Source organism: Thermomonas aquatica (genome assembly GCF_006337105.1).
In the GTDB taxonomy this organism is placed as follows: domain Bacteria; phylum Pseudomonadota; class Gammaproteobacteria; order Xanthomonadales; family Xanthomonadaceae; genus Thermomonas; species Thermomonas aquatica.
The window spans coordinates 2,976,806-2,996,860 of the sequence record NZ_CP040871.1; the positions used below are offsets into that span (position 1 = coordinate 2,976,806).

Annotated in this window: 19 protein-coding genes; 13 read left to right on the forward strand and 6 right to left on the reverse strand. The window is 68.4% G+C overall.

The features are described from left to right. Together FHQ07_RS14105 and FHQ07_RS14110 are read right to left on the reverse strand one after the other, a co-directional pair. Complete coding sequence (locus tag FHQ07_RS14105; protein ID WP_139717734.1) at positions 1–846, reverse strand: endonuclease/exonuclease/phosphatase family protein; 846 nt, start codon at positions 844–846, stop codon at positions 1–3. A 4-nt stretch (positions 847–850) separates the two neighbouring features. Then, positions 851–2,632 carry a M14 family metallopeptidase gene (locus FHQ07_RS14110; RefSeq protein ID WP_139717735.1) on the reverse strand — a complete coding sequence of 594 codons (1,782 nt, stop codon included), beginning with the start codon at positions 2,630–2,632 and terminating at the stop codon, positions 851–853. A 130-nt stretch (positions 2,633–2,762) separates the two neighbouring features. Here FHQ07_RS14110 and FHQ07_RS14115 point away from each other — a divergent pair, with 130 nt between their 5' ends. The 7 genes from FHQ07_RS14115 (at position 2,763) to FHQ07_RS14145 (ending at position 8,138) form a co-directional block, all read left to right on the forward strand. Further along, entirely contained in the window at positions 2,763–3,398 is a 636-nt protein-coding gene (locus FHQ07_RS14115) for a glutathione S-transferase family protein (RefSeq protein WP_139717737.1), read from the forward strand. 46 nt (positions 3,399–3,444) lie between these two features. Beyond that, positions 3,445–5,076: a POT-type proton-dependent oligopeptide transporter gene (locus FHQ07_RS14120; protein ID WP_139717739.1), complete on the forward strand. Its 1,632-nt coding sequence runs from the start codon at positions 3,445–3,447 to the stop codon at positions 5,074–5,076. A 3-nt stretch (positions 5,077–5,079) separates the two neighbouring features. Beyond that, positions 5,080–5,700, forward strand: a complete 621-nt coding sequence (locus FHQ07_RS14125; RefSeq protein ID WP_139717741.1) for a rhomboid family intramembrane serine protease — start codon at positions 5,080–5,082, stop codon at positions 5,698–5,700. Positions 5,701–5,714: 14 nt separating this feature from the next. After that, positions 5,715–5,987 (forward strand): GNAT family N-acetyltransferase, encoded by a 273-nt coding sequence (locus tag FHQ07_RS14130; protein WP_139717742.1) that lies wholly within the window; start codon positions 5,715–5,717, stop codon positions 5,985–5,987. Positions 5,988–6,021: 34 nt separating this feature from the next. Then, positions 6,022–6,735 (forward strand): pseudouridine synthase, encoded by a 714-nt coding sequence (locus FHQ07_RS14135; protein ID WP_139717744.1) that lies wholly within the window; start codon positions 6,022–6,024, stop codon positions 6,733–6,735. A gap of 232 nt (positions 6,736–6,967) precedes the next feature. After that, positions 6,968–7,177, forward strand: a complete 210-nt coding sequence (locus FHQ07_RS14140; RefSeq protein ID WP_139717747.1) for a cold-shock protein — start codon at positions 6,968–6,970, stop codon at positions 7,175–7,177. Positions 7,178–7,331: 154 nt separating this feature from the next. After that, complete coding sequence (locus FHQ07_RS14145; protein ID WP_139717749.1) at positions 7,332–8,138, forward strand: DUF3298 and DUF4163 domain-containing protein; 807 nt, start codon at positions 7,332–7,334, stop codon at positions 8,136–8,138. Here the strand turns inward: FHQ07_RS14145 and FHQ07_RS14420 are convergent. Beyond that, the gene (locus tag FHQ07_RS14420; protein ID WP_168191406.1) at positions 8,111–8,314 is read right to left on the reverse strand and encodes a hypothetical protein; all 204 of its coding nucleotides are present in this window, start codon (positions 8,312–8,314) and stop codon (positions 8,111–8,113) included. The two genes, FHQ07_RS14145 and FHQ07_RS14420, sit on opposite strands and share 28 nt — an antisense overlap. Here FHQ07_RS14420 and FHQ07_RS14150 point away from each other — a divergent pair. Continuing rightward, positions 8,282–12,649, forward strand: a complete 4,368-nt coding sequence (locus FHQ07_RS14150; RefSeq protein ID WP_139717750.1) for a DEAD/DEAH box helicase — start codon at positions 8,282–8,284, stop codon at positions 12,647–12,649. The genes FHQ07_RS14420 and FHQ07_RS14150 overlap by 33 nt on opposite strands. Before the next feature lie 62 nt (positions 12,650–12,711). Here the strand turns inward: FHQ07_RS14150 and FHQ07_RS14155 are convergent, their stop codons facing one another. Beyond that, positions 12,712–14,883 carry a M3 family metallopeptidase gene (locus FHQ07_RS14155; protein WP_139717752.1) on the reverse strand — a complete coding sequence of 724 codons (2,172 nt, stop codon included), beginning with the start codon at positions 14,881–14,883 and terminating at the stop codon, positions 12,712–12,714. A 174-nt stretch (positions 14,884–15,057) separates the two neighbouring features. Between FHQ07_RS14155 and FHQ07_RS14160 the strand changes: the two genes are divergently transcribed. Genes FHQ07_RS14160 through FHQ07_RS14170 form a run of 3 tightly spaced genes read left to right on the forward strand, consistent with a single transcriptional unit; the run spans position 15,058 to position 16,330 of the window. Next, positions 15,058–15,543: a glutathione peroxidase gene (locus FHQ07_RS14160; RefSeq protein ID WP_139717754.1), complete on the forward strand. Its 486-nt coding sequence runs from the start codon at positions 15,058–15,060 to the stop codon at positions 15,541–15,543. Next, on the forward strand, positions 15,540–15,944 hold the full coding sequence (locus FHQ07_RS14165; protein WP_139717756.1) for a hypothetical protein: 405 nt from the start codon (positions 15,540–15,542) through the stop codon (positions 15,942–15,944). The genes FHQ07_RS14160 and FHQ07_RS14165 overlap by 4 nt, the downstream gene beginning before the upstream one ends. After that, positions 15,944–16,330 carry a hypothetical protein gene (locus FHQ07_RS14170; RefSeq protein ID WP_139717758.1) on the forward strand — a complete coding sequence of 129 codons (387 nt, stop codon included), beginning with the start codon at positions 15,944–15,946 and terminating at the stop codon, positions 16,328–16,330. Before FHQ07_RS14165 ends, FHQ07_RS14170 begins: the two co-directional genes overlap by 1 nt. Before the next feature lie 15 nt (positions 16,331–16,345). Here the strand turns inward: FHQ07_RS14170 and FHQ07_RS14175 are convergent, their stop codons facing one another. Beyond that, positions 16,346–17,155 carry a ferredoxin--NADP reductase gene (locus tag FHQ07_RS14175; protein WP_139717759.1) on the reverse strand — a complete coding sequence of 270 codons (810 nt, stop codon included), beginning with the start codon at positions 17,153–17,155 and terminating at the stop codon, positions 16,346–16,348. A gap of 160 nt (positions 17,156–17,315) precedes the next feature. On the opposite strand from FHQ07_RS14175, the gene FHQ07_RS14180 reads away from it, so the two are divergent. Together FHQ07_RS14180 and FHQ07_RS14185 are read left to right on the forward strand one after the other, a co-directional pair. Then, entirely contained in the window at positions 17,316–18,320 is a 1,005-nt protein-coding gene (locus FHQ07_RS14180) for an alpha/beta hydrolase (protein ID WP_168191579.1), read from the forward strand. A gap of 14 nt (positions 18,321–18,334) precedes the next feature. Then, positions 18,335–18,889: a DUF488 domain-containing protein gene (locus FHQ07_RS14185; protein ID WP_139717761.1), complete on the forward strand. Its 555-nt coding sequence runs from the start codon at positions 18,335–18,337 to the stop codon at positions 18,887–18,889. Here the strand turns inward: FHQ07_RS14185 and FHQ07_RS14190 are convergent. Further along, a complete protein-coding gene (locus tag FHQ07_RS14190) occupies positions 18,881–20,053 on the reverse strand; it encodes a PQQ-dependent sugar dehydrogenase (protein ID WP_240703509.1) in 1,173 nt (390 codons plus the stop codon). The genes FHQ07_RS14185 and FHQ07_RS14190 overlap by 9 nt on opposite strands. Between the last annotated feature and the right edge of the window lie 2 nt (positions 20,054–20,055).

The window sequence follows — 20,055 nt, forward strand, 5'->3', positions numbered from 1 at the left end:
TCAGCGGGCGAACGCGAGACGCACGTACAGGCCGAAGTGGTCGCTGGGCCAGACGCCGGGCGCGCCTTCCCGATCCAGCACGATGCGGGCTTCGAGTGGCTTCAGCGGCCCGCGTTGCAGGTACACGTGGTCGATGCGGCGGGCATCGTCCGGGAAGTAATGCGGATTGAGGGTCGGCCGCGGGTCCGCGCGACCATGCAGGGTGTCGAACGCATTGTCGTGGCCGGCTTCCAGCGCGGCGAGTTCGGGCTGGCCTGAACCTGCATTGAAGTCGCCGGCCACGATCGAAGGCGCAGCGCCGGCGGTGCGCGCGATGAAGGCCTGCAGGTCGGCGAGTTGTTGCGCGCGCATGCGTCGTCCGCTGTCGTCGTCCTGGTAATTGGGGTGGGTGACGTAGACATTGAGCGGATGCCCGCCGATGTCGATGCGTGCCCAGCCGGCGGTGCGCGAATCCTCCAGCGGTCGCAGTCTCGTCCAGTCGCGGGCCAGCACCGGATGCCGGGTCAGGATCGCGTTCCCGTAGCGCCGCGGCCTGTCGCCGGGGTCGATCGAAATGAAGTACGCCGAATAGCCGAGCGCAGCGGCCAGGTCGTCGGCCTGGTTGCGCAGGGCCTCGTGCTGCAGGACTTCCTGCAGCACGATCGCGTCGGGTTGCAGTTCGCGCAGTTCGTCGACGATCAGGGCGCGGCGCTTCGGCCAGTCCGCCTTGTCGTGGTACAGGTTGAAGGTGACGATCCCGAACGACGGGGCGCGCGGTTCCCGGATCGTCGCGCAACCGGCGAACGCGGATGCCGCCGCCAACAGCATCGCCAGCAACCCGGTGGCGAGCGCTCGGCGGCGGTACACCGGCTTAGTCCAGCACGGTATCGGTGCGCAGCACCGGGTAGCGGTTGCTGCCCGCGTCCCATGCCGGGTGGCGTCGATAGAAGAAATCGAGGCGGGCAGCGGGGTTGCTGGCGAAGTCGGCGTCGTCCTTCAGCTTCTTTTCGAATTCGGCTTTCAGCGCGGGGTCTTTCGCCAGCATCAACCGCGCCTGCTCTTCCGCGACGTAGCCCTCCATGTATTCCTTGCGCTCGAAGGCGTTGTTGAAATCGCCCCAGGCCGCCATCGAGTCGGTGGCGGTCGGCTCCAGGATGTTGACCAGCAGCCGCGCATTCGCCTGCGCGATCGGCACGTACAGGGAGCCCGCGGCGACCTCCGCCGCCTGCGGCGTCCACTTGCCCGCCAGGCTGACCCGTTGGTGGCCTTCGACCGATGCCGGCGAGAACTGCGCGCTGTCGGCGATGAACGCCTGCGCCTTGCTGTCGCGCAGCGGCGCGCTCAGCACGCGGAAGCCGATGCCGTGCGCCAGCAGGTGCTTGGCCACCGCGACCGCGTACTGCCGCGGCACCAGATAACCGCCCATCGGCGCGACGATGCTGTTGCCCGGCACGATCTCGTCGCGCAGCGGGATCTTCCACACCTGCGGCTTGCGCTCGTCGTAGCGGGTCATCGTCGCGCCGGAGATCTCCGAGGGCGTGCGGGTGTAGGCGTAGCCGAGGAAGTCGATGCTGCGCACCTGGTCGGTGGCCTTGTAGTCCAGCGGTATCGGCTGGCCGCCGAGCCTGGCCGCGCGCGCGTCCGCGTCGTGCGCGAGCTGCAGCCAACGCGGGCCGTTCGCCGCGACCAGTTCCAGCGCGTCGAGCACGGCGTTGTAAGTGGCCTTCACCCGCTCCGGATAGGTGCGCCAGGAATGGGTCTCGACCAGGATGCCGATGCGGTTGCGCAGCGGGAAATAGCCGTTGGAGAAGCGCGGCGTGCTCACGCCGTGGACGAAGCCGGAGGCCGGATTGTCGTCCTCGACGAAGCTCGGGTAGAACCCGACCGGCTTGGAACCTTGCGTCGCCAGCTTGGCGATGATGCCGTCCTTCAGGCCGTTGCCGGCCTCGCGCAGGGCCATGTCGCCGGAATTGGTGGGCTCGCCGGTGATCGAGATGTCGTGCTGGAACTTGGCGCCGTCGGTCACGTGCAGGTCCAGCATCGCCAGCGGATCCCACTGGTTGACCAGGCCGAGCATCGCCTGCATCTCGGCGCTGTCGGCCTTCACGTAGTCGCGGTTGAGGTTGTAGCGCTGCGCGGTCACGCGGAAACCCATCTGCTCGGGGCCGCGCTGGTTGGGGCGGTTCCAGGCGCGGAAATTCTCGTGGCCGTCGGCATTGAACACCGGCACGAACAGCAGCACGGCCTTGTCGAGCAGCCCCTTGCCGACCTTGCCCTGCAGCAGGTCGCGGACCAGCCAGAAGCCCGCATCCTTGCCGTCGATCTCGCCGGCGTGGATGCCGCCCTGCGCCAGCAGCACCGGCAGGCCGCGCGCCTGCGCCGCCTTCGCGTCCAGCGCGCCGCTGGTGGACACGGCCATCGCCTTCATCGGCCGGCCCTCGGGGGTGGTGCCGAAGCTGAAGCAGCGCACTGCCTGCGGGTAGGCCGACTGGAAGCCATCGCAGAGCGCGATCACCTCGTCGTAGCGGCCGGTCTGCCTGAAGCCGCTGCGTTCGGCGGTGGTGGCCAAGGCCGCGCTGGCGGCGGAGGCGGACGGCGCTGCGGCGAACAGCGGGCAGGCGAACAAGGTGGCGGCAAGCAAGGCGCGGCGCATGGTCGGCAGGTCTCCGGGGGATTGGGCCGATGGTAACCGGGGCGTCGCGCGGCCGTGACTGCCCAAGGTCATGCGGCCGCGCCGATCCGGCGCATGCGAAGATGCGGCATCGCCCGCCATCGGTTCGCACATGGACACGACCCTCTACTACGCCCCCGGCGCCGCCAGCCTGCTCGTGCACTGGTTGCTGATCGAACTGGATGTGCCGCACCGGCTGCAGTTGGTCGATACCGCGGCGAAGGCGCAGAAATCGCCGGAGTATCTCGCGCTGAACCCGAACGGCGTGGTGCCCACGCTGGTGATCGACGGCAGGCCGCAATACGAAGCCGCGGCGCTGGCATTGATGCTGGCGGAGCGCCACCCGGACGATCGCCTGGCGCCGTTGCCGGACGATACGCGGCGTGCCGATTACCTGCAGTGGATGTTCAACCTGGCCAACATGGTGCAGCCGCTGTTCCGCCAATGGTGGTATCCGGGCGAGCCGGCCGGCGAGGCGAATGCCGATGTCCTGCGCGCGCATTGCGCGCCGCGCATCGAGGCGGAGTGGCAACGCATCGACGACCACCTCGCGGCGCATGGCCCGTACCTGCTGGGCGACGAACCGAGCGTCGCCGATTTCTACCTGACCATGCTGATGCGCTGGTCGCGCAACATGCCGAAGCCGGCCACCGAATGGCCGCAGCTGGCGGCGCTGGCGCAACGCATGAAGGCGCGGCCCTCGTTCAAGCTCCTGTATGAACGCGAAGGGCTGAGCGAATGGGCCTGAGGGCCGCATCGGTTAGGCTTCCGCCACCCATCACGAAGCACCAAGCATGACCCAGACCACGGTGGCCGATCCGAACGCGCGCCTGCCCCGGCAGATCCCCTACATCATCGGCAACGAAGCCTGCGAGCGCTTCAGCTTCTACGGGATGCGCAACATTCTGGTGCAGTTCCTGGTCAGCAGCGTGATCCTGGCCTACGTGCCGGAGGCCGAACGCCAGGGCGTGGCCAAGGACGTGTTCCACAGCTTTGTGATCGGCGTGTATTTCTTCCCGCTGCTCGGCGGCTGGCTGTCGGACCGCTATTTCGGCAAGTACAACACGGTGCTGTGGTTCTCGCTGGTCTACTGCGCGGGCCATGCCTGCCTGGCGCTGTTCGAAGGCAATCGCACCGGCTTCTACACCGGCCTGTTCCTGATCGCCTTGGGCAGCGGCGGCATCAAGCCCCTGGTGGTGAGTTTCTGCGGCGACCAGTTCACCACCGCCAACAAGCACCTCGCCAAGATCGTGTTCGACGCGTTCTACTGGACGATCAACTTCGGCAGCTTCTTCGCCTCGCTGCTGATGCCGCTGTTCCTGCGCAACTTCGGGCCGGCGGTGGCGTTCGGCATTCCCGGCATCCTGATGTTCATCGCCACACTGGTGTTCTGGCTGGGCCGCAAGCAGTACGTGCGGGTGCCGCCGACCCGCGGCGAGGATCCGGATTCGTTCTTCAACGTGGCGCGCACCGCACTGACCACGCAGGTCGCGGGGCAGGGCAGGCCGGGACTGTTGGTGGCGGGCACGGGCGTCGTGCTCGCGGCGGCGATGCTGCTGTGCTGGGCGCTGCATGCGTGGTTCGGGATCAACCTGCCGTTCTGGCCGGAGGATTTCCATTTCGTGATCAGCGCCTGCCTGGCGCTGGGCGCGCTGATCGCGTTCGGCGGCATCGGCGTGTCGATGCAGCTGGAACGCGCGCGCGGCCGGCATCCGGACGCGGCGGTGGATGGCGTGCGCGCGGTGCTGCGGATCCTGATCGTGTTCGCGCTGACCACGCCGTTCTGGTCGCTGTTCGACCAGAAGGCCAGCACCTGGGTGATCCAGGGCAAGGACATGATCGTGCCGCACGAGGCCTGGTGGTGGCCGAGCTGGCTGGTCAAGGAAGCCGGGCAGATGCAGGCGCTGAACCCGCTGCTGATCATGCTGCTGATCCCGTTCAACAACCTCGTGCTGTACCCAGCGTTGCGCCGGATCGGCTGGGAGCCGACCGCGCTGCGGCGGATGGGCTTCGGCATCGCCTTCGCCGGCATCGCCTGGGTCATCGCCGGCCTGATCCAGCTCAAGATCGACAGCGGTGCGCAGACCTCGCTGGCGTTGCAGACCTGGCCCTACCTGCTGCTGACCTTCGGCGAGGTGCTGGTGTCCGCCACTGCGCTGGAATTCGCCTACAGCCAGGCCACGCAATCGATGAAGGGCGTGATCATGGCCTTCTGGTACCTGACCAGTACCTTCGGCAGCCTGTGGGTGCTGCTGACCAACGTCGCCGTGCGCAACGAGGCGGTGACCGCGCGGATCGCCGCCACCGGCTACAGCGAGAACGCGTTCCTGATGTTCTTCTTCGCGGTCTTCGCCTTCGCCGCGGCCTTGGCATTCGCCGCCTATGCCCGCACCTATCCGATGCAGGACAACTACCGGACCGCCTGACGCATGACCTTCTCGCTGACCATCGTGATCGTCGCCATCACCGTGCTGGTGTCGTGGCGCGCCTTCAACGACCGCGCCCTGCTGGAGCGGTTGATCCTGTGGCCGCCGGCGGTGGAACGGCGCAAGCAATACGACCGCCTGCTCACCCACGGGTTCATCCACGCCGACTGGATGCACCTGGCGTTCAACATGATCACCCTGTGGTCGTTCGGCACGGCGGTGGAGCGGGTGTTCTCGGGGTGGATCACCCCGATCGGCTATGTGCTGTTCTACCTATCGGCGATCGTGGTGGCGATCCTGCCGACCTACCTTCGCCATCGCAGGGACGCGAACTACCGCAGCCTGGGCGCCTCCGGCGGGGTCTCCGCGGTGCTGTTCGCGTTCATCCTGTTCGATCCGTGGTCGAAGCTGGTCATCTTCCCGATCCCGGTGCCGATCCCCGCATTCCTGTTCGCCTTGCTGTACGTCGGTTACAGCATCTGGATGGACCGCCGTGGCGGCGACAACGTCAACCACAGCGCGCACCTGTGGGGCGCGGCCTACGGCGTGCTGTTCACGCTGCTGATGGAACCGCGGGTTTTCGGCCACTTCACGCAAAGCTTGTTCCACTCGGGATCCCCATGACCCAGGAGACCGCCATGTCCGAGATCCGCCATGACGCGGCCCATCACCGCTTCGTCACCGAGGTGGACGGCCACCTCGCCTACGTGGAATACGTGCCGGGCGACAACGCCATCGCCATCACCCATACCATCGTCCCGGCCGCGATCGGTGGCCGCGGCATCGCCGGGAACCTGGTGCGCGCGGCCCTGCTGCACGCCCGCAACGAGGGGCTGAAGGTCGAGCCGCTGTGCTCCTACGCGGACGCGTGGATGCGCCGCCATCCGGAATTCGACGCCTTGCGCGCCTGATCCCGCCCCCCCCGGGCGCGTAGAATGCGCGCCCATGCGCCTGAACCGACACATCGCCGATAGCGGCTTCTGCTCCCGCCGCGAGGCCGACCGCCTGATCGCGGAGGGCCGGGTGACCGTGAACGGCATCCGCGCCCGCATCGGCGCCGAACTGGGCGAGGGCGACGAGGTCCGCGTCGACGGCAATGCACTGGCGGTGCGGACGGCGGCCAAGGGCCAGCGCCGGCACGTGTACATCGCGCTGAACAAGCCGGTGGGGATCACCTCCACCACCGATTCCGCGGTGAAGGGCAACATCGTCGATTTCGTCGACCACCAGCAGCGGATCTTCCCGGTCGGCCGGCTGGACAAGGATTCGGAAGGGCTGATCCTGCTGACCAGCAACGGCGACATCGTCAACCGCATCCTGCGCGCCGAGAACAAGCTGGAGAAGGAATACCTGGTCGCGGTGAACCACCCGGTGACCCCGGAATTCCTGCGCGGGATGAGCCGCGGGGTGCCGGTCCACGGCCAGCTCACCTTGCCGTGCAAGACCGGCAAGCTGGGCAGCCAGGGGTTCCGGATCGTGCTGACCCAGGGCCTGAACCGGCAGATCCGGCTGATGGCGGCCCATTTCGGCTTCCGGGTGAAGCAGCTGCTGCGGGTGCGGATCGGCAACGTCAAGCTCGGCCGCCTCAAGCCCGGCCAGTGGCGCAACCTGACCGACGCCGAGCTGCGCGGCCTGCTGCCGGAGCAGGCGGACTGGTAGGCCGGTTGCAGCCGGCTCCGGGGCGGCGAAAAATAATTGCCACCCATTCACAAATGTCCAGAAAAGTGCGGTATGGTGCGCCCACTGTTTCAAGCGGGATCACGGTACATCGTGACCCGATGCGGTAGATCCATGTGATCCGCTACATCGTGTGCGTTACCCCTTGCTCGACAGTCGCGGTGCGTTTCGGCGGACCGTGTCACCATTTCAAACTGTTCTAGGAGTAACAAACATGTCGGATCGTCAGACCGGTACCGTCAAGTGGTTCAACGACGCCAAGGGCTTCGGCTTCATCACCCCGGAAAGCGGCCCGGACGTCTTCGTCCACTTCCGCTCGATCCAGGGCACCGGCTTCAAGTCCCTGCAGGAAGGCCAGAAGGTCTCCTTCAAGGTCGTGCAGGGCCAGAAGGGCCTGCAGGCCGACGAAGTGCAGGCGATGTAATTCGCCTGGCGCTCGCGCCAAGAAAGCCCGGCTCCGGCCGGGCTTTTTCTTTACGGCGATGCAGGACGGGGCCGGCTTCTCACGTGTCCTTCAACGTCCTCTGGCTAGCCTGAATCGCGTAATCGTTCTCGAAATCACCGGTTTCCCCTTGCACATGCGCTCCCCCCGCATCGCCCAGATCCTCGTCCTCGCGTCTTGCACCCTGCTCGCAGCCTGCGATCGCGCGCCTGCGCCGACCGCGGATGCACAGTCCCCCGCCGCGGTTCCGGCCAGCGTGGCCCTGCAGGACGTGGTGGAAACCCGGCCGGATTACATCGTCGGCATCAGCTACCCGAAATCCGCCAGCAACCATCCCGCGCTGGCGCAGGCCTTGAAGGCCTATGCCGATGCCGCGCGCGCCGACTTGATGAAGGCCGTGGCAGGCCTGAAAGGGCAGAAACCCACCGCACCCTACGACCTCAGCCTGCAGTTCACCGGCCTGGTCGATACCCCGCAAGTGGTGGCGGTGGCGGCGGATGGCAGCAGCTATACCGGCGGCGCCCACGGCAATCCGCTGGTGGCGCGTTTCGTCTGGTTGCCGCAGCGGCAGGAGATGCTGCAGGCCGACCGTTTGATCGTCGATGCCGCCGGCTGGCAGGCCATTTCCGACGCCAGCCGCGAGCAGCTGATGACCGCGTTGTCGCAGCGCCTGGATGCGGACGAAGTGGAAGGCGCCGATCGCGCCGAGCAGCTGAAGACCGGCAGTCGCATGATCGACGACGGTACCAAGCCGGCGCCGGCGAATTTCGCCCAGTTCGAGCCGGTGATGAATGCCGAAGGGCAGATCCGCGCGATCCGCTTCGTGTTCCCGCCGTACCAGGTCGCGCCGTACGTCGAAGGCACGCGCACCGTGGAAATTCCGGCGCGGGCGCTGCTGCCGCACGTGGCCGCCGATTATCGCAAGCTGTTCCAGGGCGGCTGATCCCGCACTGGCGCGGCTGCGTCGCAGTTCCTGAGACGCGCCGCCGGCAGCATGGCGCGATGCACGGCAGCGCCCAGATCCGGCTCGATTTCGATCGCCAGCGCGTTCATTCGCCGCAGCCCGACGCGGCGGATAATCCGCGCATGTCCGCGCACCCGGCGCTCGTTGTCTTCCATCCCGCCGTCGCCGCGTGGTTCGCGCGCAGTTTCCCCGCGCCGACCGACGCGCAGATCGCGGCTTGGCCTGCGATTGCTTCCGGTCGAGACACTTTGGTGGCCGCACCGACGGGCTCGGGCAAGACCCTCACCGCATTCCTGACCGCCATCGACGCATTGGTCCGCGAAGGCCTGTCGTGCGGCCTGCCGGATGCGACGCTGGTGCTCTACGTCTCGCCGCTGAAGGCGCTGTCCAACGACATCCACGTCAACCTCGATGCGCCGCTGGCCGGCATCCGCGGGGAACTCGCCGCGCAGGCGCTGCCCGATGTCGCCATCCGCACCGCGGTGCGCACCGGCGATACCCCGCAGTCCGAACGCGCGGCCCTGCGCAAGCGCCCGCCGCACATCCTGGTGACCACGCCGGAATCGCTGTACGTGTTGCTCGGCTCCGAATCCGGGCGGGCGATGCTGGCGGGCGTGCGCACGGTGATCGTCGACGAAATCCACGCGCTGGTGCAGAACAAGCGCGGCAGCCACCTGTCGCTGTCGCTGGAGCGGCTGGACGCGTTGACCGGCAAGCGCGCGACGCGGGTGGGCCTGTCGGCGACGCAGAAGCCGATCGAGGCGGTGGCGAAGTTCCTGGTCGGGAAAAGGGGGTCAGAGTCGGTTTTCGAAACGAAAACCGACTCTGACCCCCTTTTCCCGGTCATCGTCGATATCGGCCACGTGCGCAAGCGCGACTTGGCGCTGGAACTGCCGCCGGTGCCGCTGGACGCGGTGATGTCGAATGCGCAGTGGGAGCTGGTGTACGCACGCATCGCCGAGCTCGTCGACCAGCACGCGACCACGCTGGTGTTCGTCAACACCCGGCGCATGGCCGAGCGCACCGCGCGCCACCTCGGCGAGCTGCTGGGCAAGGAACACGTCGCCGCGCACCACGGCTCGCTGGCCAAGGAGCTGCGGCTGGATGCCGAGCAGAAGCTCAAGCGCGGCGAACTGAAGGTGCTGGTCGCCACCGCCTCGCTGGAGCTCGGCATCGATATCGGCGACGTGGATCTCGTGTGCCAGATCGGTTCGCCGCGCAGCATCGCCGCGTTCCTGCAGCGCGTGGGCCGTTCCGGCCACCACGTCGGCGGCGTGCCGAAGGGGCGCCTGTTCCCGAGTTCGCGCGACGAACTGATGGAATGCGCGGCGCTGCTGGACAGCGTGCGGCGCGGCGAACTCGACGCCTTGATCATGCCGCCGGCGCCGCTGGACGTGTTGTCGCAGCAATTGGTGGCCGAAGTCGCCTGCCGCGAATGGGACGAGGATGCGCTGTTCGCGCTGGTGCGGCGCGCATGGCCGTACGCTTCGCTTCCACGCAAGGCCTTCGACGAGGTGGTGCGGATGCTGGCCGACGGCTTCAGCACCCGCTATGGCCAGCGCGCCAGCTACCTGCATCGCGACGCGGTGCACCGCAAGCTGCGCGGGCGCAAGGGCGCCCGGCTGACCGCGACGCAATCGGGCGGCACCATCCCCGATGTCGGCGATTACACCGTGCTGCTGGAGCCGCAGGCGATCACGATCGGTACGGTCAACGAAGACTTCGCCATCGAGAGCATCGCCGGCGACGTGTTCCAGCTCGGCAATGCCAGCTATCGCATCCTGCGCGTCGAATCCGGCCGCCTGCGCGTGCAGGATGCCGAAGGCGCGCCGCCGAGCATCCCGTTCTGGCTGGGCGAGGCGCCGGGCCGCAGCATCGAGTTATCCGCCAGCGTGTCGCGCCTGCGCGAGGCGATGCAGGCGACGCTGGAGCAGGGCGGCGAGGCCGCGTTGCAGCACTGGCTGCGCGCCGAGCTGCAGCTGGACGAATCCGCCGCGCGCCAGGTCGCCGAATACGCGGCGGCGCAGTTCGCCGGCTTCGGCATGCTGCCCTCGCAGTCGCGGATCGCGCTGGAGCGCTTCTTCGACGAATCCGGCGGCACCCAGCTGATCATCCATTCGCCTTATGGCAGCCGCATCAACAAGGCCTGGGGCTTGGCGCTGCGCAAGCGCTTCTGCCGCAAGTTCAATTTCGAACTGCAGGCGGCGGCGACCGAGGACGCCATCGTGCTGTCGCTGTCGACCAGCCATTCGTTCCCGCTGATCGAGGTGATGAGTTACCTGCACTCGTCCAGCGCCGAACAGGTGCTGGTGCAGGCGCTGCTGGACGCGCCGCTGTTCCCCGCGCGCTTCCGCTGGAACGCGACCAATGCGCTGGCGCTGCCGCGCTTCAGCGGCGGCAAGAAGGTCGCGCCGCAGCTGCAGCGGATGAAGTCCGAGGACCTGATGGCGACGGTGTTCCCGGACCAGGTGGCGTGCCTGGAGAACATCGTCGGCGAGCGCGAGGTGCCGGATCACCCGCTGGTCGCGCAGACGTTGCAGGACTGCCTGCACGAGGCGATGGACGTGGACGGCTGGCTGGCGCTGCTGCGCGCGCTGGAGGCGGGCGAGGTGCAGGTCACCGCGCGCGACCTGACCGGCCCGTCGCCGTTCGCCGCGGAAGTGCTGGGCGCGCGGCCGTATGCCTTCCTAGACGATGCGCCGCTGGAGGAACGCCGTACCCGCGCGGTGCAGACGCGCGGCCTGGGCGTTGCCGCGCAGGCGCAGGACCTGGGCAGGCTGGACATGGCCGCCATCGAGGGCGCGCGCGAGGATGCCTGGCCGCAGCCGGCCGATGCCGACGGCATGCACGAGGCGCTGATGCAGCTCGGTGCCGCCAGCGTGGGCGAGGCCGATGCAAGCGGCTGGTCCGGGTGGCTGGACATGCTGGCATCGGCACGACGCGCAAGCTGCTTGACCCTCGGCGATGCAGGGCTCTGGACCACCGCCGAACGCTTGCCGCAGGTGCTGGCGCTGCATCCGCAGGCCAGCTTGCATCCAGTGATCGAGGCTCCGGCCGACTACGCGCAGTCGTGGACGCGCGAGGACGCGCTGCGCGAGCTGGTGCGTGGCCGCCTCGGCGGCATGGCGGTGACCACCGCCGCGGGCATCGCCGATGCGCTGGCGTTGGCACGCGGCGACGTGGAGTTCGCGCTGCTCGCGCTGGAGCAGGAAGGCTACGTGATGCGTGGGCGCTTCACCCCCGGCGCGGCGGACGACGAGTGGTGCGAACGCCACCTGCTGGCGCGCATCCACCGCAATACGCTGGGCCGGCTGCGGCGCGAGATCGAGCCGGTCGACGTGCGCGATTACGTGCGCTTCCTGTGCGACTGGCAGCGCCTGTCGCCGGCCACGCGCGTACAGGGCCCGGAAGCGCTGGTCGGCGTGCTGGCGCAGCTGGAGGGATACGAAGCCGCGGCCGGCGCCTGGGAAAGCGAACTGCTGCCGGCGCGGGTCAAGGACTATTCCATCGCCTGGCTGGACGACCTGTGCACCGCCGGGCGCATCGCCTGGACGCGGCTGCGCGCCGGTGGCGAATCGCTGGTGCGCGCGGCGCCGATCGTGCTGTTGCCACGCCGCGAATTGTCGCTGTGGTCGCGTTTGGCGGCGAATCAAACCGGTGAAGACACGCCGTTGTCCTCGCGCGCGCAGAAGGTCGCCGATTGCCTGCGCGAGCAGGGTGCGCTGTTCTTCGACGAACTGGCGGATGCCGCGCGCCTGCTTGAGACCGAGTTGGAGGATGCGCTGGCCGAGCTGGTCGCGCGCGGGCGCGCGGGTTGCGACAGTTTCACCGGCCTGCGCGCCTTGCTGCTGCCGGCGTCGAAGCGCCCCGCGAGCTACGCGCGCAGCGGCCGTCGTGCCTCGCTGACCGGGATCGCCGATGCGGGACGCTGGAGCCTGGTCCGCAAGCCGGCGGTGGAGGCCGGCGCCGATTCCGCCGGCATCGAGCACGTCGCCCGCGTGCTGCTGCGCCGCTACGGCGTGGTCTGCTGGCGGCTGCTGGAACGCGAGGCGCCCTGGTTGCCGCCGTGGCGCGAGTTGCTGCGCGAATACCAGCGGCTGGAAGCGCGCGGCGAGATCCGCGGCGGGCGTTTCCTCAGCGGCGTGGTCGGCCAGCAGTTCGCCTTGCCGGAAGCGGTGGCGGCGCTGCGCAGCGTGCGCAAGCGCGCGCACGATGGCGCGATGATCGCGGTGTCCGCCAGCGATCCGCTCAACCTGCTCGGCGGCATCGTCGCCGGCGACAAGGTGCCGCGCCAGCCCGGCGCCCGCCTGCTGTGGCGCGACGGCCTGCCGGTGGCGACGTTGGTGGCCGGTGAATTCAGGCCGCTGCCCGGCCTGGATCCGCGCGATGAACATGCGGCGAAGCTCGCCCTGCTGCGCGATCCCGGCGCGTTGCCTGCAGAGGCCCCGGGATCGCGGCCGCAGGCCGACCCGCTGGGCCTGCATCGCTGATCCGCCGCAGATACGAAAACGCCGCCCGCAGGCGGCGTTTTCGTCGGTGCATCGAGCGATGCCTACTTGCTGGTCAGGCCGCGCGCTTCCAGCAGCGGCTCGATCTTCGCCTCGTAGCCGGCGAAGTTCGGGAACAGCTGGCCGGGCGCGATCTCGCCGCCCGGCGCCAGCACCTTCGCCCGCAGGCGATCGCCGTTCTCGCGCAGCAGGCCACCGTGCTGCTTGATGTACTCGGTGGTGTTGGCGGCCAGCACTTCCGACCAGATGTAGGCGTAGTAGCCGGCCGCATAGCCGCCCATGATGTGGCTGAAGTAGGGCGTGCGGTAGCGCGGCGGTACCGGCGCGTAGTCGAAACCGTCGGCCTTCAGCGCATCGGCCTCGAACGCCATGACGTCGCCCGCCGCCGGGATCTTGTCGGCCGGCGCCTGGTGCAGGCGCTGGTCGAGCATCGCGGCCTCCAGGTATTCGGTGGTGGCGAAGCCCTGGTTGAACTTGGACGCGGCGATCACCTTGTCCAGCAGCGCCTGCGGCATCGCCTCGCCGGTCTGGTAGTGCTTGGCGTAGTGCGCCAGCACTTCCGGCCAGTCGGCCCACATCTCGTTGACCTGCGACGGGTATTCGACGAAGTCGCGCGGCACGTTCATCGAGTAGTACGGATAGCGCACGTCCTGGAAGAAGCCGTGCAGCGCATGGCCGAACTCGTGGAAGGCGGTGGTGACTTCATCCCAGGTCAGCAGCGTCGGCTTGCCTTCGGAGGGCTTGGGGATGTTCAGGTGGTTGGCCACCACCGGCATGTCGCCGGTCAGGTCCGACTGCGAGACGTAGGTGTTCATCCACGCGCCGCCGCGCTTCGACGAGCGCGCATACGGATCCCAGATGAAGATGGCGAGCTGCTTGCCGTCCTTGTCGAAGACGTCGTAGGTCGAGGTGTCCGGGTGGTACTTCGGCAGGTCGGTGCGCTGCTTGAAGCTGATCCCGTACAGCTTGTTGGCGGCGTAGAACACGCCGTCCTCCAGCACGTGCTTCATCTCGAAGTAGGGCTTGAGCTGCGATTCGTCGAAGTTGTACTTGGCCTGGCGCACCTTCTCGCTGTAGTACGACCAGTCCCACGGCGCCAGCTTGAACGAAGGCTGCTTGTTCGCCTTCTGGTCGGCATCGATCATCGCCTGCAGGTCGCCGCCCTCGCGGCGCGCGTTGGCCACCGCGTTCGGCGCCAGCTGGCGCAGCATGCGGTTGACGTTGTCCTGGTTGGCGGCGGTTTCGTCGGCCAGCACGTAGTTGGCGTAGGTGTCGTAGCCCAGCAGGCGCGCGCGCTCGGCGCGCAGCTTCAGCACCTGGGAGACGATGCCGGTGTTGTCCCACTGGTTGCCGCGGCTGCCGCGCGCGACCGAGGCCTCGTGCAGGCGCTGGCGCAGGGCGCGGTCCTGCAGCTGGGTCTCGGCCGGCTGGCCGGTGGTGTTGAGCAGGGCGATCACGTACTTGCCGTCCAGCTTGCGCGCCTTGGCCGCTTCCGCGGTGGCGGCGATCTGCTCCTCGCTCATGCCCTTCAGCTGGTCGCGGCTGTCCACCACCACCGCCGAATCGTTCACCTCGGCCAGCACGTTCTGGTCGAACTGGGTGCCCAGCTTGGACAGCTCGCCGTTGATCTCGCGGATGCGGGCCTTCTGCGCGTCGCTCAGCGCGGCGCCGGCGCGCACGAAGTCCTGGTAGCGCTTTTCCAGCAGGCGCGCGTCGATCGGATCCAGCCCCAGGCTGGCGCGGCCGTCGTACAGCGCCTTGATCCGCGCGAACAGCTTCGGGTTCAGGCTGATGGCGTCGCGGTGCGCGGCGAACTTCGGCGCGTAGTCGCGTTCGATGGCGTCGCGGGCGTCGGTCTTGTAGGTGCCTTGCAGGTTGAAGAACACGTTGCTGGCGCGATCCAGCACCTGGCCGCTCTTCTCCATCGCCACGATGGTGTTCTGGAAGGTCGGCGCCGCCGGGTCGTCGGCGATCGCGGCGATCTCCCGCAGCTGCTGCGCCATGCCGGCGTCGAAGGCGGGGGCGAAATCGCCGTCGTGGATCTGGTCGAACTGCGGGTAGTGCAGCGGCAGCGGGCTGGGGGCGGCGAACACCCCGGCGTAGGCGCTAGCGGGCATCGGGGCCTCCTTGTCGGCGGTCGCGGCGGGGGCGGTGGCGCAGCCGCCCAGGGCGGTGGCGATGGCCAGCGCGAGCGCGCAGGCGATGGGTTGTTTCATGCGGTCCTCGACGACGGGATCAGGCGAAACCGCAAGGGTAGCGCAGTGCCGCGGGCGCGGCCCGTGACGAATGGCATGCATGGCCGGCGCGTGCCGGCGCCCGCGTTGTCCGGGGTAGGCGCGGACGGCGAGACCGCGCACAATCGCGCCTCCCCCGTCCGCGACAGGTCCCCCATGGCCACCACCGCCTACGATTTCGAAGCCACCGCCCTGGATGGCAGCCCGCAGCCATTGGCGGACTACCGCGGCAAGGTCCTGCTGATCGTCAACGTGGCCAGCAAGTGCGGGTTCACCCCGCAGTACGCCGGGCTGGAGCGGCTGTGGCGCGACTACGGCGACAAGGGCCTGGTGGTGCTGGGCTTCCCCTGCGACCAGTTCGGCCACCAGGAACCGGGCGATGCCGAGGAAATCCGCAATTTCTGCTCGCTGACCTACGACGTCAGCTTCCCGATGTTCGCCAAGGTCGAGGTCAACGGCGGCAATGCCAGCCCGCTGTGGACATGGCTGAAGGACGAGAAGGGCGGCCTGCTCGGCTTCGACGGGATCAAGTGGAACTTCACCAAGTTCCTGGTCGGCCGCGATGGCCGCGTGCTCAAGCGCTATGCGCCGACCGACAAGCCCGAATCGCTGGCGCGCGACATCGAGAAGGCATTGGCGTGAGCAGCGCGGACGACCCGCATCGGAACTACCGGCTGGAATTCGACTACCAGCCGCCGATGCTGCGGGCGACGGTGACCGGGGGCAAGGACACCTGCCTGGACGTCACCCGCGAGTACTGGCTGCGGATCCTGCGGGAAGTGCACGCCTGCGGCGCCAGCCAGTTGCTGGTGATCGACCGCATGCAGGGCGAGGTGATGAACAACGAGGACCTGCAGCGCTTCTTCGATGCGCTGGAAGGCCGCGGCCTGGGCCGCATCCGCCTGGCCTACGTGGAAGGCCGCGCCGACCAGATCCCGCGGATCGAATACGCGGAGTTGATGGCGCGCGAGCGCGGCTACAACGCGCGGATCTTCAACAACGAGACCAACGCGGTGGTCTGGCTGCGCCACGGCGAACGCTGATGGCCGAGCCGACGTTCCGGATCGAGTACCAGCGCAACGGCGACACCTTGCGCGCGCGTTTCAGCGGCGACAACAGCGCGCTGGACACGCTGGTCGCGTGCTGGATGGCATTGGCGGAAGAACTGCGGCGCGATCCGCCGGCGGCCCTGCTGGTGGTCGACGAGATGCAGGGCGCCGCGCCCGATCCGGACGAGCTGGCGCAATTCGTCCAGTCGATGGTCGGCCTGGGGTTCGAGGGCGTGCGGGTGGCGTACGTGGAGGCGTACGCCCTGCAGGTGCCGGAAGCCGAGGTCGGCGAAATCCTGGCGCGCGAACAGGGGTTCCAGGTGCGGGTGTTCGGCAACGAGGCCGCGGCCGCGGTGTGGCTGCGGCACGGCATGGCCTGAGCCCGCACCCGCGCCCTACTTCTCGACGAAGGCCCGCTCGAACACGTATTCGCCGGCGGTGCCGATCCGCGGTGAAGCGTTGAAGCCGCGCGCATCCAGGATGCTGCGGAAATCGGCCAGCATCTGCGGGCTGCCGCAGATCATCGCGCGGTCGTGCCGCGCGTCCAGCGCGTCCAGCCCCAGTACCTCGGCGATGTGGCCGTTGTCCAGCTGTTCGGTGATGCGGCCGCGATGGTCGTGGCCGTGGTGGACGAAGTCCTCGCGCGAGACCGCCGGGTAGTACAGCAGCTTCTCGCGGATGGTCTCGCCCAGGAATTCGTGGTTGGGCAGTTCGCGTTCGATGTAGTCGCGGTAGGCCAGGTCGCCGGCGCCGCGCACGCCGTGGCAGAGCACCACGCGTTCGAAGCGTTCGTAGGTTTCCGGATCCTTGATCACCGCCAGCCACGGGGCCAGGCCGGTGCCGGTGCCGAGCAGGTAGAGGTTGCGGCCCGGGTGCAGGTCGGAGACCAGCAGGGTGCCGGTCGGCTTGCGCCCGATCAGGATCGAATCGCCGGGCCGGATGTGCTGCAGGCGCGAGGTCAGCGGGCCGTCCTGCACCTTGATGCTGAAGAACTCCAGCTGCTCTTCCCAGTTCGCGCTGGCGATCGAATACGCGCGCATCAGCGGCTTGCGCGAGCCGTCGGCCTGCTCGACCTCCAGCCCGATCATCACGAACTGGCCGTTGTCGAAGCGGAAACCGTCGTCGCGGGTGGTGGTGAAGCTGAAGTACGCGTCCGTCCAGTGGCGGACGTCGAGCACCGTCTCGGTGCCGAAGGGGGAGGCCATGCGCAGGGGGATGTTGCGGTGTCGGCGCGCATTTTACGCCGCATGGCGGCGCGGCGTTTGATCCGGGGCAAATCCCGGGGCTGCGATGGCCCTTGCGACGGGCCTGCAGCCCGGTCGAGCCGGGGCGTTAGAATCCGGGGTCCGCCCAGGCGGTGCTCCCATGCGAAACGTCCTGCTGTGGAAGGTGGTGCTGGCGGTGGCGGCCCTTGCCGTCCTGGCCGCCGCCCCGGCGTTCGCCCGCACCGAAAAACACGTGGTCCACGGCCCGGCGCTGGAAGGCAACCTGCAGGGCAATTCGCCGGACCGGACGGTGTACGTGATCTTGCCGCCGAGCTACGGCACCGACGGGGATCGGCGCTACCCGGTGCTGTATTTCCTGCATGGTCGCACCTCCACCGCCGAGGAATACGACGGCCTGATCCCGTTCGATGCCGACCTGCAGGCGGCGGGCGAAGGGTCGCACGAGATGATCATCGTCGTGCCGGACACCGATACGCTGTTCGGCGGTTCGATGTACACCAACTCGCCCACCAGCGGGAACTTCGAGGATTTCATCGCCCGCGACCTGGTCCGCTACGTCGATGGCCATTTCCGCACGATGGCCAGGCGCGAGGCGCGCGGCCTGGCCGGGCATTCGATGGGCGGCTACGGCACCTTGCGGATCGGCATGCGCCATCCCGAAACGTTCGTCGCGCTGTACGCGATGAATCCCTGCTGCCTGTTGCCGATCGGCGCCTCCGATCCGAAATTCGAACGCATGTCGCTGGAAGACGCGGTGCATGGCGATTCCAGAACGCTCGTCAATTTCGAACTCGCCACCGCGTGGTCGCCCAATCCGCGGAATCCGCCGTTCTACGCCGACCTGTCGACCCAGGACGGCAAGCCGGTGCCGTTGGTGATCGCCCAGCGGGCGGCCAACGCGGGCGTGGCGATGGCGGCGCAGTACGTGCCTGCGCTGAAGGCGATGAAGGCGATCGGCATGGATATCGCCAGCGCGGATTTCGTCAGGCCCGATGCGCTGGCGATGCACGAGGAATTGCTCAAGTTCGGCATCCCGCATCGCTGGGAGGACTACCAGGGCGACCACATGGATCGGGTGCCCGACCGCTTCCGTTCGGTGCTGCTGCCGTTCTTCGCGCAGGCGTTCGCCGGGGCGAGGCCATAGGCGCGTCCCGCGCCATGTCCGCGATGCCGTCGGCGGTGCGCACGCTCTGGACCATCGGCCATTCCACCCGGCCGTGGCCGCAGTTCGTGGATATGCTGCACGCGCCCGGCATCGAAGTGCTGGCCGACGTGCGCCGTTTCGCCGGCTCGCGCCGCAATCCGCAGTTTTCGCGGGACGTGATGCCGCAGGCACTGGACGAAGCCGGCATCCGCTACTGGCCGCTGCCGGCGTTGGGCGGGCGACGCAAGCCGCAGGCGGATTCGCCGAACACGGCGTGGCGGGTCGAGGCCTTTCGCGCCTATGCCGATTACCTGGCCGATCCAGCCTACATCGCCGCGCGCGAGGCGCTGATGGCGACGGCATCGGACGAACGCACCTGCGTGATGTGCGCCGAGGCGGTGTGGTGGCGCTGCCATCGCCGGCTGATCGCCGACGATTTCGTCGCCCGCGGCTGGACCGTGCTGCACCTGCTGGCGCCGGGCAAGACCGAACCGCACGTGCTCAACCCGGACGCGGTGATGGTCGATGGCGTGCTGCGCTACCCGGGCCCGCAGCCCGCGCTACTTTGAGGCAGCGGGCGGCACCAGTCGCAGCAGCTGGCCGTTGTCCTCGTCGGTCAGCACATAGACGTCGCCATCGGTGCCCACACGCACGTCGCGGATGCGCTTGCCGAGGTCGGTGAGCAGGCGCTCCTCGGACACGATGCGGTCGCCGTCCAGCGTCAGCCGGATCAGGTTGCGGTCGGCCAACGCACCGAGGAACAGGCTGTCGTTCCAGGCGTTGCCGGGGCGGCCGGTGTAGAACGCCATGCCGGATAAGGCCGGCGATTTCGCCCAGACGTGGTGCGGGCGTTCCATCCCGGCGGCCTCGCGGCCCCTGGTTTCGGGGTAGGGGCGGTTGCTGCCGTAGTCCATGCCATCGCTGATGACCGGCCAGCCGTAGTTCTTGCCGGCTTCGGGCAGGTTGAGTTCGTCGCCGCCGCGCGGGCCGTGCTCGCTTTCCCAGAGCTTGCCGCTGCGCGGATCGACGGCCAGGCCCTGCATGTTGCGATGGCCGTAGCTCCAGATCGCGCGGCGCACGCCGACGCCGTTGGCAAAGGGATTGTCGGCGGGCTGGGTGCCGTCGATGTTCAGCCGTACCAGCTTGCCCTGCAGCACTTCCAGGTCCTGCGCCAGCGCCTTCTGGTTGCGTTCGCCCTGGCTGATGTAGACATGGCCCTTGCCGTCGAAGGCGATGCGCGAACCGAAATGGTTGCCGCCTTCCAGCTTGGGCAATTGCCGATAGATCACCTGCACGTCGGTCAGCGCGGTGGCCCCGAGCGTGGCGGTGGCGACCGCGGTGCCTGCGGTATCGCCATCGCCGGGTTCGGCGAAGCTCAACCAGATGCGCTTGTTCGCCGCGTATTGCGGATCGAGCACGACATCGAGCAGGCCGCCCTGGCCCTGCGCGAACACCGCCGGGACGCCGGCGATGGGCGCGGACAACGTGCCGTCGGCGGCGATCCGGCGCAGGCGGCCGGGGCGTTCGCTCACGAGGAAACCGCCTTCCGGCAGCAACGCGACCGCCCACGGATGCTCGAGGCCGCTGGCGACGGTCTCGATGCGCATCTTGCCCGCGGGGGTGGCCTGCGTTTGCACGTTCGGTGCAGCGCTGGTCGATTGCGCCGGCTGTGCGCAGGCGTTGAGCGCGAACGGCAGCGCGATGCAAAACAGGAGCGTGGTGTGGTGGCGCATCT

What these genes read in the sequence shown, in the direction of transcription:
- FHQ07_RS14110 (WP_139717735.1), bottom strand. Translation starts at nt 2,632, where the DNA reads ATGCGCCGCGCCTTGCTTGCCGCCACCTTGTTCGCCTGCCCGCTGTTC.
- FHQ07_RS14115 (WP_139717737.1), top strand. Translation starts at nt 2,763, where the DNA reads ATGGACACGACCCTCTACTACGCCCCCGGCGCCGCCAGCCTGCTCGTG.
- FHQ07_RS14120 (WP_139717739.1), top strand. Translation starts at nt 3,445, where the DNA reads ATGACCCAGACCACGGTGGCCGATCCGAACGCGCGCCTGCCCCGGCAG.
- FHQ07_RS14125 (WP_139717741.1), top strand. Translation starts at nt 5,080, where the DNA reads ATGACCTTCTCGCTGACCATCGTGATCGTCGCCATCACCGTGCTGGTG.
- FHQ07_RS14130 (WP_139717742.1), top strand. Translation starts at nt 5,715, where the DNA reads ATGTCCGAGATCCGCCATGACGCGGCCCATCACCGCTTCGTCACCGAG.
- FHQ07_RS14135 (WP_139717744.1), top strand. Translation starts at nt 6,022, where the DNA reads ATGCGCCTGAACCGACACATCGCCGATAGCGGCTTCTGCTCCCGCCGC.
- FHQ07_RS14140 (WP_139717747.1), top strand. Translation starts at nt 6,968, where the DNA reads ATGTCGGATCGTCAGACCGGTACCGTCAAGTGGTTCAACGACGCCAAG.
- FHQ07_RS14145 (WP_139717749.1), top strand. Translation starts at nt 7,332, where the DNA reads ATGCGCTCCCCCCGCATCGCCCAGATCCTCGTCCTCGCGTCTTGCACC.
- FHQ07_RS14150 (WP_139717750.1), top strand. Translation starts at nt 8,282, where the DNA reads ATGTCCGCGCACCCGGCGCTCGTTGTCTTCCATCCCGCCGTCGCCGCG.
- FHQ07_RS14420 (WP_168191406.1), bottom strand. Translation starts at nt 8,314, where the DNA reads ATGGAAGACAACGAGCGCCGGGTGCGCGGACATGCGCGGATTATCCGC.
- FHQ07_RS14155 (WP_139717752.1), bottom strand. Translation starts at nt 14,883, where the DNA reads ATGAAACAACCCATCGCCTGCGCGCTCGCGCTGGCCATCGCCACCGCC.
- FHQ07_RS14160 (WP_139717754.1), top strand. Translation starts at nt 15,058, where the DNA reads ATGGCCACCACCGCCTACGATTTCGAAGCCACCGCCCTGGATGGCAGC.
- FHQ07_RS14170 (WP_139717758.1), top strand. Translation starts at nt 15,944, where the DNA reads ATGGCCGAGCCGACGTTCCGGATCGAGTACCAGCGCAACGGCGACACC.
- FHQ07_RS14175 (WP_139717759.1), bottom strand. Translation starts at nt 17,155, where the DNA reads ATGGCCTCCCCCTTCGGCACCGAGACGGTGCTCGACGTCCGCCACTGG.
- FHQ07_RS14180 (WP_168191579.1), top strand. Translation starts at nt 17,316, where the DNA reads ATGCGAAACGTCCTGCTGTGGAAGGTGGTGCTGGCGGTGGCGGCCCTT.
- FHQ07_RS14185 (WP_139717761.1), top strand. Translation starts at nt 18,335, where the DNA reads ATGTCCGCGATGCCGTCGGCGGTGCGCACGCTCTGGACCATCGGCCAT.
- FHQ07_RS14190 (WP_240703509.1), bottom strand. Translation starts at nt 20,053, where the DNA reads ATGCGCCACCACACCACGCTCCTGTTTTGCATCGCGCTGCCGTTCGCG.